We start from the raw sequence: 12,388 nt of genomic DNA, 5'->3' as shown, positions 1-12,388 counted from the left end.
CGGGACGGCCGTTACCCAAAACAATATCGCACGCGAAGCTGGCTGCGATCCGTCCGCGCTAAGGAAATCGCGGTTTCCAGCGCTGGTTCGAGAAATACAGGCGTACGTCGAACTACACAATTCAGATCGTCCGTCGAGACATCTGATCAACGCTGAACGTCGTGGTCACAGGCGAACGCTTGAGGAACGACTCGCCGATGCGTTGCTACAGCGAGACTTTGCTCAGTCAATGGTAGTGAGCGCGAACAGGCGAATTATCGAGTTGACGGAGCAAGTGCACTCGTTACAGCGTCAGATCGAGGGTAAGCACCCGGGGAAGGCATCTTGACGGGGGCAATCGCTCAAACGATCAAGCAGCGGTCGGCGTCCAGCGATGAGGAGGCAGTTGCGCAATGTCGGCGGCACGGCGTGTCGGCAAGCGCGTCAACACGTCCGTCAGGTAAGCCAGCGGATCGTGTCCGTTCAGTTATGCAGAGCAGATCAATGTCATGATCGCGGCCGCGCGTTTTCCGGCACGCAGAGATCCTGCGAACAACCAATTCGACCTCCCCAGGGCCCACGACCGCATTTGATTCTCGACCCAGTTGTTATCGGCTGGCACATGCCCGTCGTCCAGATAGCGCGTAAGCGACTCCCAACGTTTGAGGCTGTAGTCGAGTGCCGCGGCGATCCCGGATCCGTCCGGCACACGCTGCCGTTGCGTGAGCAGCCATGCATGAAGTTCGTCGGCGATGGGGCGAGCCCGCTCCTGGCGCACAAGACGTCTTCCATCGGGCTCGAGTTGTGCGGCGTTGCGTTCTACCTCGTACAACGCACCGAAGTATCGCAGCGCGGGCTCGGCCAGCTCGCTCTGGTGCTTGACGAGTAAATCGAAGAATTTACGGCGCGCGGTAAGCGAGTCCAGCATACCGTCTCGACGGTCTGACCAGAAGTTGCCAGAGTAGTCCCCACCACAATCGAGTAGTGGGGACTATTTTGACAACAGAAGCACCGAAGAAGTCGGGCCGCAAAGGCATACCGAATCATCCGCTCGAATTCCGGCGCGAGATCGCCAGGCTGGCGAGCGAGCCCGGGGTTTCGGTTGCACGCCTGGCGATGGAACACGGGCTCAACACGAACCTGGTGTTCAAATGGCGCCGGGCGCTGCACGCGGGTGAATACGATCCCGTTGATCTGCTTCCCGTAAGGATCGATGCAGCGCTGACCGAGGTAGCGCCGCCGGCATCGATTCCAGCGCCGGTCACTGCACCGTCAGGGGCGATCGAAATCAGTGTCGGCAACTCCCGGGTGCGTATTGAAGGCGCACCTGACGAAAGTACCTTGATGCTGGTGCTGCGCATGCTGCGCGGTATGCCGGGAGCAGCAACATGATCGGTCTGCCCAGCCACACGCGCGTCTGGCTGGCTGCTGGCGTGACCGACATGCGCTCAGGCTTCAACAGCCTCGCCGCCAAGGTGCAGACCGTACTGGAACGCGATCCCTTCTGCGGGCACGTGTTCGTGTTTCGTGGCAAACGCGGCGACCTGCTCAAGGTGCTGTGGTGCAGCGGCGATGGCATGTGCCTGCTGATGAAGCGCCTCGAGAAGGGGCGCTTCGTCTGGCCTCAAGCCGACGGCGGCGTCATCTGCCTGAGCCCGGCGCAACTCTCGATGCTGCTGGAAGGTATCGACTGCCGGCAACCGACGAGAACGGCGCGACCGACCTCAGCGTTGTAAACGTCGCCGGCGGCGCGTAAACTGCCCTGCATGACGCGCGCGAACCCACTTCCCGACGATGTCGAAACGCTGAAGGCCATGCTGCTCAGCCAGGAGGCCGCACTGCGCGAACGCGACGCGCAAGTGCTCAAGTTGCAGGAAACGGTCGACTCGCAACAAGCTGCATTGGCTTCGCGCGCCGCCGAAGTCGAACACCTGAAGCTGCTCATTGCCAAGCTGCGTCGTATGCAGTTCGGTCGCAAGTCGGAGAAACTGGACAGCCAGATCGAGCAACTCGAACGACGTCTAGAAGAGCTTGAGGCCGACGAAGGCGCGATGCCAGTCGAAATCCCGAAAACGCCGTGCAAGGCAGTGGAGCAGCCACCGCGCAGGCCATTGCCGGAACATCTGCCGCGCGAGATCCAGACGCACCTGCCCGAATCCGCTGGGAAGTGCACGCAGTGCGGTGGCCTGATGAAGTCGCTGGGCGAAGACGTCGCAGAACAACTGGAGTACGTGCCGGCCAGCTTCCGGGTCATCCGTCATGTGCGCCCGAAGTTTGCGTGCGTGTGTTGCGACCACATCGCCCAGGCGCCTGCGCCGAGCCGCCCCGTCGAACGCGGTCTCGCCGGCCCAGGGTTGCTGGCCCATGTACTGGTCTCCAAGTTCGCAGACCACGTGCCGCTCTACCGGCAGTCGGTCATGTACGCACGAGAAGGCGTCGAGCTTGATCGCTCGCTGCTTGCGAAGTGGGTCGGTCACGCGGCGACGCTGATGCAGCCGCTCGTTGAAACACTGCGTGCTCACGTAATGTCAGCGACGAAACTGCACGCCGACGACACGCCGGTTCCAGTGCTTGCACCGGGTAACGGCAAGACGAAAACCGGTCGCCTGTGGGTGTACGTGCGCGACGATCGTGCATCGGCCGACATGACGCCGCCGGCGGTGTGGTTCGCCTATACACCGGATCGCAAGGGCATCCATCCACAGCAGCACCTCGATTCGTTCAACGGCACGCTTCAAGCCGATGCATACGGTGGCTACCAGGCCATCTACGAAACCGGGCGCGTGACGGAGGCAGCTTGCTGGGCGCACGCCCGACGACAGTTCTACGAATTGCACGCGGCGCGCCCCAATGCGTTGAACACTGAGGCGCTCGAGCGTATCGGCGCGCTCTACAGGATCGAGGAAACCATCAGGGGCAAACCGCCCGACGAGCGCCGCGCCCATCGCCAGGAGCACGCGCGGCCGCTACTCGACCGGTTCCATGCGTGGCTCAAGGCGACGCTGGAAACGCTCTCGCGCAAATCGGACACGAGTCGGGCGATCCTCTATGCGTTGAACCGGTGGGACGCGCTCACACGCTATTGCGATGACGGGCAGCTCGAAATCGACAACCTGCCTGTCGAGCGCGCGCTACGCGGGGTAGCGATTGGCCGCCGCAACTATCTGTTCGCCGGCGCAGACTCCGGTGGCGAACGTGCTGCTGCGATCTACAGCCTCGTTGGCACCGCGAAACTCAACGGCATCGATCCTGAAGCGTATCTGCGCTACGTGCTCGCGCGCATCGCAGACCATGCCATCAACCGCATCGACGAACTCACACCGTGGGTCGTCGCAGCTCAGCTCCGCACGGCAGTCTGAGGATCACGATCTCCAGTCAAGACGTCGCTGGTGCCACGCTTACGGCGCGCGTGGGCTAGGCACCCGATCTCCGTGACCCCGCTCCTGAAGCTGGATTTGTAGCCCCCCGCAATCGTCGCACGCCAGCTTGCCACGCCACTCTCCCAGGAATGCGCGTGCATGTTCGCCGGCGCGGCTATCGGCGAAGTCATAGATCACCGCCTTCAGATCGGCGAACTGCGTGGTGCTGTACGCCCACAGATAGGCTCGATGGGTCTTGCCCTTTCCCGGCGCAAGCATCTGTACCGGCGTCTCGTCGGCATGCAGTACCGCGTGCTGCAATACCTCTTCGCGAAGTGCATCGACCAGCGGCTGCAGGCGCACGCCACACGCGCCAACCCAGGCACCGAGCGTCGATTGCGCGATCGCCAAACCCGCCCGCGCAAAGATGCGCTCCTGTCGATACAACGGCAGGTGATCGCTGTACTTGGCGACCAGCACTTGAACCAGCAGACCGGTGGTCGGGATGCCCTTGTCGATCACGTGCGGCAGCATCGCAGCCTGCACTAGCGTCTCGCATGCCTTGCAGGCCCATTTACCCCGGATGTGCCGCTCAACCGTGAACACGCCGGGCGTGTAATCCAGCTTCTCGCTGATGTCCTCGCCGATGCGAACGCGCTCGCAGCCGCACGTGCAGATCGTACTGTCCGGCTCGTGAGGAATGTCGGTACGTGGCAGTTCGGGAGGAAGCGGTTCACTCTTTGGCTGTTGCCGTGGTGTCCCTGCCTGCTCGCCGGACTTCAGCCCCTGCAGCTCGAGCCCGATTGCCGACAGATCCGCGTCGAACGCTTCCTCGAGCAGGCTCAGTTGCTCCTCGTCGAGCTGCTCACTGCGCCTGCCGAACTGCGGCCGCTTGATGACCGAGAGTTCGTGCGTAAGCTGGTCGATACGTGTTTGCCGGTACTGCAACTCTCTTTCTTTCCCGGCGATCTCGGCCATCAGCTTCGCGTTCAGTTCGGTACTGAGGGCATCGAGATTGGCGGGTATGTCCATGGCGACCAGTCTGCCAGAGCGGCGCGCGATGCAGCAAGGGAAACAGTTTACGTACTTACGGGGCTAAAACCACCGTGATCGCGTAATCCGGCGCGAGAGTGCGCCACGACAGTCCCATCACCAGGGGCTTGAAGCTGTTCAGAGCTCAGCCCCACGCTCACCGCCTGCTCGCCGTTCGTCCAGACGAAGCGCCCCTTGTTCTGCCGCCGTGCGGCAAGCCATATACCCAAGCCATCGTAGACCAACACCTTCATTCGAGTCGAGTGCCGATTGGCAAACAGATAGGCATGATGGGGCCTTGCCGCGCCGAACACCTTGACCACGCGTGCGAGCAGCGTATCGACACCGGCGCGCATGTCGACCGGCTCCGTGGCGAGCCAGACGGCATCGATGCGAATCAACGCAACCACCCCTGCAGCCACGTTGCGCAGTCGCCCGCGGCCGCCAGTGGCCAGCGCACCGTGATCGCCGTCGTGCCCCTGCGTACCTCGATCTCGATGTGCGTCGCCGCTGAAACACCATTCTGCATCTGCAGCGGCACAAATTCCGGCGACGAGACATTCAATTCCTGCCGGGCTGCTTCAGCCGCATCGCGTTCCTCCCGCGCGGCAACCCAGCTACGCAGCAGATTGGCGTTCAACAGGTAATGCAGTGCCACGGCCGCAATCGACACGTTCGGCTGCATTGCCGCCCGAATGACCGTCTCCTTGAATTCCTTGCTATGCCGCCGGCGCCGTGTCGGCTGAACGACATCCGGTACAACCTCGACTTCGTCCATCGTGGACACCTGTCCATTTAAATTTGAATGGACATGATCGTCAGGTGGCACGACTTACCGATCAAGATGACTTCACCGGGTGCTTACCCATGACAATTCCAGGTCGCATCTGAACAACCCGGAACGCAATTTAACCACTTCTAATAGTGAATGTATTTATGCTGCATTGATCAGTCGGCACAGTTGACATTGTGCGAGCGGTCAAGTCCACCTATGCCCTAAGTCGAAACCAGGCCGCGCTTCGTGGTGTAGATAGAAGAACTACGGCCACGACTTCGGCAACGTTTCCAAAATTATTGGGCAGACTCAACGACTCGTTCTCCGGGTGCATCGAGTGCGTCCAGAAGATCACTATGAACATTAAGAGCACTATCGCGGACAACACATTTTTTGCCCAACGTCGCCGGAAAAGGAGCTTTACAATCAGAAACCCTTTCATCAGTGCCCACATTGCCAGCACCGCAACGGTAAAGCGCTCGACACTCCTTATCGAGCCAGCCGATGTTTTGAGATAGTCAGGTACATGCCCCACATAAAACAAGTATTCGCCATGGATCAAGATGACCAACGAATGCAAGGTCATGGAATAGGAAATTAGAAAAATCAGGGCGGCAAATTTTATAGTGGCCGGAGTGTCACTATTGAGGATCGGTGCACTATCGCGAAGATTAAAGTTCATTGTTGGATTTTTCTTCGTGCTTTCGAAAGTTGAGAAGATATGCCCATTTCGCCATATAGACGGGTACTCGCCCTACACTGATCGCGACAACGAAGTCATTGTTCACGATCTTCGCTACAGCGCAAATTGTCCGTTTATGGAGGACGGTCGACCCATGAGACGCGTACTAACGCGCAGCAGCGGCGGAACGGTTCGGCGCGAGCCTAGGAGCTCCGCTACAGATGGACAGAGTAGGGCTCCAAAGTCCTGCAGAGGAAGTAGCGCTCATGTTCACCGCTGAAGCCGGAAAGCCGACCGAATTTAGAATAGCCGCGCCTCTTGTAGAACTCAAGGGCTTTAGAGCCTAGCGTGTCAAGGAATGCGTTCTTACAGCCACGCTTCGGTGCTACCCTCTCTGCCGATATCATCAACTCCGAAGCCGCCACGCCGTAGGAGCGGTGCTGCTCATCGACCCAAAGAAATTGGGCCTTCAAATATTCCGAGTGCGTCTTGGCAGTCAAGTCACCACGAATTCTTCCTTCCTCTTCGTGAATGAAAAAGTATAACGGCCGAGGCCGTGTAAAAACGCGAAATTCCTCGGTTTTCGGGTGTTGCTTTACCCCTCCCGAGTCGTCATCAAGCCAACAGAGCGCGATCTGAGAGGTCGTGTTTTCTGCTGGGGTTGCCTGCTAGCGTTTCTACACGGCCTCGGCCTTTGGCAGACGGTCCGACCGCTCGATATCAGACATTAGAAATGTCCTCGACGGATTAGCGCCGATTCGATACATTTTCTCGGGGATATTTTCACATCCCACGAGAGCGAAACCAATCCCGACTTTCACGGGTGAAGAGTAGCGCCGAGACAGCGCCAAGCACCAAGAAGATAGCGGTGCCCACGTCGATGTGAAGTTTGATACCGTATATGAAGCGGAGAGCTGAAAGTGCGACAAATGCTAAGAACACGACGAGACGACCGATAGCGCGTTTGCGCCCAATGAGCGCGATGACGTACAGGTCGAAAACGAGTTGGGCTACTAACGTTGCTTCTATGATTAGACCGGTAATGAACGGATGTCTCCACGACGGAGCAGGAATTGTTCTTTGAATACCCACTAAAAACAGAGCGTGAATAGCCAAGAACGTTGAAAGAAGGAAAATCGCAGCTTTAATGGATGTCGGCGAATGTGTCCACCAAGCTGCAGCTTTACTCTTTGCACGATTCCATTTTTTCAATGCAACCCCCAAGCCTATGTTAGTTATGACAATGCATCTACGTATCGGAAATCGCGCTAATGAAACCTAGCGCCGCAAACTGAAGAACCGCCTCCAAACGACAGGCCCTATTCGCAAGTACGCCGCTCTCCAGTCGGACGCCGACGTAATACTCAACTACGCATAAGTACTTCGCATGATTGCAGTTTGTATCGTCCACGCCCTTCTCCTTGCCAAAACCCCGAGATCGAGTAAAGAACGCGGGCGAGACGATCGCATTGACGACGCGCAAATTCCACAATCCGTCAAGGCCGCAGAAACTGCCGCGAGACACAGGCCAGGCATGCTTAGTCAATCTAGCGGCAGCTCATCGTAGGTCTGCACACGAGACTATTCCCAGTCCCGAAGTCGGCCGAGCTTAGCAGCGAGTTGAAGTGTCGCCGTTGCGTAATCCGTCAAGGAGCTAACCAATCCCTTCTGAGCCCGCGCCAGCGCTGACTGGGCGTTCAAAACCTCTAGTATTGAGCCGGCGCCAAGCCTATAGCGGCGATTCGCAGCGTCAAATGAGCTGTTTGCGATGTCCAGCAATCGCTCAGATGATTCGACATTTTGCTCACTTAAGGTCACTGCCTCATAGTTCGTCCAGATACCCGTCGCAACCTGCTTTCGTGCATCACGCACAGCTTCCAGTTTTGCTTCAACCGTAGCCTCCGCCTCACGGATTTGATACGACCGAGAAAACCCATCGAAAACAGGGATACGTACTACGACACCGAAATACCAGTCGTGCCCAGTTGCGGGGAATTCCGCTACCCCGAGGCCGAGACTAGCGGGTTGATTGTTCAAAGTGTACTTCGTGGTGAGAGATATCGTAGGCATCCCATCGGCCTTCGCCTTGTCGACGCTTGCTCGGGCCGCATCGAGTTGCGCGAGTGCGGCCGCTATAGACGGATCGCCTATATCAGCCTCCTCCAACAGTTCATGCACCGATGATCCATTCACACTACCAACCCGAATGGCCGATTGCATGTCAGGAAGCGCATAAACTGTTGTTGGCGCCTGCCCCATGTCGATTGAGAGAATTCCTTTTGCCGCGCGCGCATCACTACCTGCCTTCTGTGCGGCATATACAGCTTCCTGCAAAGACGTTTCCGCCTGAAGCTTATCTGAAATCGGAGCAACGCCGTGTTCGACACGAGCGATAGCCGCAGTGAATGTCTGTTGGGCCACGGCGAGCGTTTTTTGTGCGGCACTAACCTGCCCCTCCGCCCCGATTGCGGAAAAGTAATCTTTAGACACATTGGCTATCGCTGTCTGCAACGTCGCCCGATATGTCGCCGTTGCAGCCAAAACCAGCTCTCTTGCCGCGCGCGCCGCTGATGAGCGAGCACCAAAGTCCCATATGACAAGCGTTGCTGTCGCGTCGACAGTCTGGATGAACGACTGGTTTGCTGCACTGAGCCTGGGATATCCGTGTACGTCCGTAGCAGAATCGTCGCGCAGGCCTTGGTAGTTCGCGGACACGGTTGGGAGATACGCAGCGTCAGCCTGACCTAACTGTGCAGCTTTCACCTTTATATCTACCCAGGCAGCACGAAGCTTTGGATCGTTGCATAGTGAACGATCCAGTGCCTCGCGCAACGTGACAGGTTCACGACTCGACGAGTCAGCGCAGCTTGCGGAGTTACTGAGCGCCCCTTCCGCATACGAAGGCACTGCGCGTGCGGTGCGGAAGACATCTATGTTTAGAACATCCGCTACAGCATGCGACGCGAACAAATATGCCCCAAAAATAACGCTGGCGTAAGCCGCGCACTTCCTAGCGCTCACGCAATCCCTCCTGAGCACTTTCCATGAGTGGAGTGAGAAAGTAAGCCGCAACGGAGCGCTTCCCTGTAAGGATGTCCGTTGTGACTTGCATTCCAGGCGTAATGGAAATCGACTTACCGCCTACAAACACAGAATTTCCCGGCAACCTGATACGCGCCTTGAAAACGAGCCCCAATCTCTTGTCGGGGACAGCGTCATTCGAAACAGAAACGACTTGCCCTTTGAAGATTCCATATTCAGTATAAGGAAACGCGTCGATCTTGACGTTAGCCTCCTGGCCCGGCTTCACAAATCCTATATCCTTGTTTTCGATATTGGCCTCGACTTCAAGTGCATCATCTGGAACGATCACCATAAGCTGCTGGGCAGTCGTAACAACGCCGCCTAACGTATGCACAGAAAGCTGCTGAACTGTGCCAGAGACAGGCGCAGTCAACGAAAGCAACCCCTCGCGTGTCGTTGCCTTCGTCTCCTCGTCGGAGCTGTGTTGTAGCTCCTGCTCCGCTTTCGTCAGTTTATCTAGTTGCTCCTTTCGGAACGTTGCAACTGTCGTGGCAATATCCGCACGCTGTTCTGCAATAGCCGCAGCAAGCTCATTAGAGTGGCTACGTTGAGCGACCAGATCGTGCTCGGAAACTAATGCCTTTTGCTCCTTGTCGAGATAGTCGTGCTCGGATACGTACTTCTCGCTTGCAAGATTTCTGTAGTCGTCCGCCTCACGGCGCGCAAGCGGAGTCGTCGCAGCTAATTTTTGGACCTCGGCATCGGCCGTAGCCCTTTCAGCAATGCGCTTCTGATATTCTGCAGTTGCGCTGCTTACCTTTGCCTGCACCTCCTTGACGATGCTATCTGCCAATGCTTGGGCCTGCCGCTGATCATCAGCGCTCGCACCCGTAACTGCGGCAACGATCGGAACTCCGCCAACAGCTTGAGCGTGAAGCGTTGCTTGCGCGCTCGCGATTGCAAGTTCAGCGTTGATGCGATCTTTGCGCGCCCGATCCGAATCGGCAGCAGCTTGAGTCGTATCGAGTTCAATAAGTCTCTCTCCAGCCATAACGCGCTGGCCATCATGGACCAGAATGCTGCGTGCGACGCCCGTGATCGCCGGCTGGATGACCTTTACACGTTGACTAGGAAGCACCTTCCCTTTCGCAGTCGCGACAATATCGAGCCTGCCGAATGCGCAAGCGAGCACGATCGCTGCCGAAAGGGCGCACAGCATGCGTAGCGCCCAGCGTGGCGCTGGATGAGGAGGTCGTTCAACCAGCTCGAGCTGCGACGGAAGGAAATCAATTTCGTCGACGCTGCGGTGTCCGCCGTCAAGCGTTTCTCGCATCGACCAGGCAGTGCGGAATGCCTCGCCGTATCGGCAAAGCAAATCCGTCAGAGCTCGAAAATATATCGTCATGACGGACTACCCATTTTGTAGCGCTAGCAGATGTGAATAGTAGCCACCATTCGTCGCCAGCGTCTCATGAGTTCCAGCCTCGATAATCCTGCCTTTATCCATAGCAACGATGAAATCTGCGGTTCGTACCGCAGTCAACCTGTGCGCTATGATCAGCACGGTACGGCCCTTGCAGATTCCTCGCATATTGTTTTGAATGATGCGCTCGGTTTCGAAATCTAATGCGCTTGTCGCTTCGTCAAAGATCAGGATGCGAGGGTTAGTTACGAGCGCCCTCGCAATTGCAATTCGCTGACGTTGGCCACCAGACAAAGAGCAGCCATGCTCGCCAACGAGCGTATCGTATGCTTCCGGAAGCTCAAGAATGAAATCGTGTGCACCCGCTAACGTGGCAGCTCGTATGACAGCATCTATCGGAAGCCCGGGTTCGGCTACCGCTATATTTTCACGAATTGAGCGGTTGAATAGGAGGCTATCTTGCAGCACCACTCCAATCTGCCGACGTAGCCACGCGGGGTCAGCGAGCCCGAGATCGATTCCATCAATGGACACCTTGCCATGTTCCGGTACATAAAGACGTTGAAGAAGTTTCGTCAAGGTGCTTTTACCGGAACCCGATCGCCCAACGATACCGATCGTCTCGCCCGCTTTGATCTTGAGTGAAACGCCGTTAAGGACATACTGCCCATCTTGTCGATACCGGAACTGAATATTCTCGAACGACACATCCCCGCGCATAGGGGGCAGTGTCTGTCTCGATGCAGGAAGTTCCGTTCGAGCGTTCAGGATATCGCCAAGCCGATGCATGGAGATACCGATCTGCTGGAAGTCTTGCCAAAGCTGCGCGAGACGCAAAACAGGACCTGAAACGCGCTGAGACATCATATTAAATGCAACAAATTGACCGAGACTAAGTCTGCCGTCTATAACAAGCCTTGCGCCAAAAAACAGAAGAAGAAACGTAACAATTTTTCCAACGTACTGGATCAATTGCTGCCCGACATTTCCTAATGAGCTAACGGAAAATCCAGCAGTAACATACGATGCCAATTGGCTTTCCCAGCGGCGGACAAATTGTGGCTCCACGGCCATCGATTTAACAGTATGGATGCCTGATATCGCTTCAACAAGGAATGACTGATTGTCGGAACCTCTGGAGAATTTCTCTCCGAGTCGAAACCTAAAAGCAGGATTTAGTGCAAACGATATCGCCGCATACAACACAAGAGATATAACGACAATAATTGTTAGGCGAGCACTGTAAAAAAACATCACTGCCAAGAAAACGATTGAAAAAAACAGATCGAGTATCGCCGTTAGTGCCTGGCCTGTGAGAAAATTTCGAATATTTTCGAGCTCACGAACACGTGATACAGTGTCGCCAACACGGCGAACTTCAAAATACCCTATGGGCAATACCATAAGATGTCTGAAGAGGCGTGCACCGAGTTCTACGTCAATTCTGTTTGTGGTGTGAACTAAGACGTAGTTACGCAATCCGGTCAACAATATCTCAAAAGTCGACGCGATACAAAGTGCGATGACAACTATGTTAAGCGTACTGTACGCGTGGTTAGTGATCACTTTGTCCATCGCCACTTGCGACATTAGCGGCGAGACAAGTCCAAATATCTGCAGCAGGAACGAGACGGCCAGTACCTCGAGAAGCAGCCTTCGATATTTTACAATAGCTGGTATGAACCACGAAAAATCGAAGCGTGCCAGTTCCCCGGAGACAGAAGCACGAGAAGCAAACAGGAGAACACGCCCGTTGCAGGCATCGATGACATCCTCCAGCGCGCGAGCTACTGGCGCACGTTCTCCAGGCAACAGAGTGAGGGCTTTTGTCCCATCACAAGCGGCGATCATGAAGTGTGCACCGTTATGCGCCATCGCCAGAGCGGGAAAGGGGGTCGTCTTAAGGCGTGCGGCTGTTATCGTTACTGCTCGGACTTTGAGTCCTATAGCTCGCGCAGACAACAATAGCTGTCGTTCACTGAAGACCTCCTTACCACAACCCGCTGCATGCCGGATCTGTTGTGCATCAATCGCCATCCCATGGTAGCGTGCGATCATGACGAGACCATTCAGTCCGAAGTCCGCTGCGTGGAACTCTTTATCTTGTTCCATCT

The 12,388-nt window shown here is 56.5% G+C and carries 11 protein-coding genes and 2 pseudogenes; 3 read left to right on the top strand and 10 right to left on the bottom strand.

All coding sequences use genetic code 11. From position 1 onward, the window contains the following. Positions 1-349 precede the first annotated feature (349 nt). Positions 350-889, bottom strand: a pseudogene (locus U4Y88_RS35595) (IS66 family transposase); the annotation flags it as partial. Positions 890-963: 74 nt separating this feature from the next. Between U4Y88_RS35595 and tnpA the strand changes: the two are divergent. The 3 genes from tnpA to tnpC (U4Y88_RS35580) all read left to right on the top strand — a co-directional run bounded on the left by tnpA (position 964) and on the right by tnpC (U4Y88_RS35580) (position 3,338). After that, positions 964-1,371, top strand: coding sequence for an IS66-like element accessory protein TnpA (gene tnpA / locus U4Y88_RS35590; RefSeq protein ID WP_321789589.1), 408 nt, complete (start codon positions 964-966; stop codon positions 1,369-1,371). Beyond that, entirely contained in the window at positions 1,368-1,715 is a 348-nt protein-coding gene (gene tnpB, locus U4Y88_RS35585; RefSeq protein ID WP_321789587.1) for an IS66 family insertion sequence element accessory protein TnpB, read from the top strand. The genes tnpA and tnpB (U4Y88_RS35585) overlap by 4 nt, the downstream gene beginning before the upstream one ends. A gap of 78 nt (positions 1,716-1,793) precedes the next feature. After that, a complete protein-coding gene (tnpC, locus tag U4Y88_RS35580) occupies positions 1,794-3,338 on the top strand; it encodes an IS66 family transposase (protein WP_415774545.1) in 1,545 nt (514 codons plus the stop codon). A 38-nt stretch (positions 3,339-3,376) separates the two neighbouring features. Here tnpC (U4Y88_RS35580) and tnpC (U4Y88_RS35575) read toward each other — a convergent pair. The 9 genes and pseudogenes from tnpC (U4Y88_RS35575) to U4Y88_RS35540 all read right to left on the bottom strand — a co-directional run. After that, positions 3,377-4,370, bottom strand: a pseudogene (gene tnpC / locus U4Y88_RS35575) (IS66 family transposase); the annotation flags it as partial. Between the two features lie 47 nt (positions 4,371-4,417). Beyond that, the gene (tnpB, locus tag U4Y88_RS35570; protein ID WP_321789583.1) at positions 4,418-4,771 is read right to left on the bottom strand and encodes an IS66 family insertion sequence element accessory protein TnpB; all 354 of its coding nucleotides are present in this window, start codon (positions 4,769-4,771) and stop codon (positions 4,418-4,420) included. Next, positions 4,768-5,148 carry a transposase gene (locus U4Y88_RS35565; RefSeq protein ID WP_321789581.1) on the bottom strand — a complete coding sequence of 127 codons (381 nt, stop codon included), beginning with the start codon at positions 5,146-5,148 and terminating at the stop codon, positions 4,768-4,770. Before U4Y88_RS35565 ends, tnpB (U4Y88_RS35570) begins: the two co-directional genes overlap by 4 nt. Positions 5,149-5,359: 211 nt before the next feature. Next, positions 5,360-5,827: a hypothetical protein gene (locus U4Y88_RS35560; RefSeq protein WP_321789579.1), complete on the bottom strand. Its 468-nt coding sequence runs from the start codon at positions 5,825-5,827 to the stop codon at positions 5,360-5,362. 215 nt (positions 5,828-6,042) lie between these two features. Next, positions 6,043-6,462 carry a GNAT family N-acetyltransferase gene (locus tag U4Y88_RS37825; RefSeq protein WP_415774544.1) on the bottom strand — a complete coding sequence of 140 codons (420 nt, stop codon included), beginning with the start codon at positions 6,460-6,462 and terminating at the stop codon, positions 6,043-6,045. 148 nt (positions 6,463-6,610) lie between these two features. After that, positions 6,611-7,039 carry a hypothetical protein gene (locus U4Y88_RS35555; RefSeq protein WP_321789577.1) on the bottom strand — a complete coding sequence of 143 codons (429 nt, stop codon included), beginning with the start codon at positions 7,037-7,039 and terminating at the stop codon, positions 6,611-6,613. Between the two features lie 369 nt (positions 7,040-7,408). Further along, a complete protein-coding gene (locus U4Y88_RS35550) occupies positions 7,409-8,659 on the bottom strand; it encodes a TolC family protein (RefSeq protein ID WP_321789575.1) in 1,251 nt (416 codons plus the stop codon). A 178-nt stretch (positions 8,660-8,837) separates the two neighbouring features. Next, positions 8,838-10,256 (bottom strand): HlyD family type I secretion periplasmic adaptor subunit, encoded by a 1,419-nt coding sequence (locus tag U4Y88_RS35545; RefSeq protein WP_321789573.1) that lies wholly within the window; start codon positions 10,254-10,256, stop codon positions 8,838-8,840. A gap of 6 nt (positions 10,257-10,262) precedes the next feature. After that, a complete protein-coding gene (locus U4Y88_RS35540) occupies positions 10,263-12,386 on the bottom strand; it encodes a type I secretion system permease/ATPase (protein WP_321789571.1) in 2,124 nt (707 codons plus the stop codon). Positions 12,387-12,388: the final 2 nt, after the last annotated feature.

Origin of the sequence: Paraburkholderia sp. J94, from assembly GCF_905220285.1 — a bacterium.
Lineage (GTDB): Bacteria > Pseudomonadota > Gammaproteobacteria > Burkholderiales > Burkholderiaceae > Paraburkholderia > Paraburkholderia tropica_A.
This window is presented reverse-complemented; position numbering and strand designations above follow the sequence as displayed.

Coding starts and splice junctions, on each gene's coding strand:
- tnpB (WP_321789587.1), top strand. CDS start 1,368: ATGATCGGTCTGCCCAGCCACACGCGCGTCTGGCTGGCTGCTGGCGTG.
- tnpC (WP_415774545.1), top strand. CDS start 1,794: ATGCTGCTCAGCCAGGAGGCCGCACTGCGCGAACGCGACGCGCAAGTG.
- U4Y88_RS35565 (WP_321789581.1), bottom strand. CDS start 5,148: ATGGACGAAGTCGAGGTTGTACCGGATGTCGTTCAGCCGACACGGCGC.
- U4Y88_RS35560 (WP_321789579.1), bottom strand. CDS start 5,827: ATGAACTTTAATCTTCGCGATAGTGCACCGATCCTCAATAGTGACACT.
- U4Y88_RS35545 (WP_321789573.1), bottom strand. CDS start 10,256: ATGACGATATATTTTCGAGCTCTGACGGATTTGCTTTGCCGATACGGC.
- U4Y88_RS35540 (WP_321789571.1), bottom strand. CDS start 12,386: ATGGAACAAGATAAAGAGTTCCACGCAGCGGACTTCGGACTGAATGGT.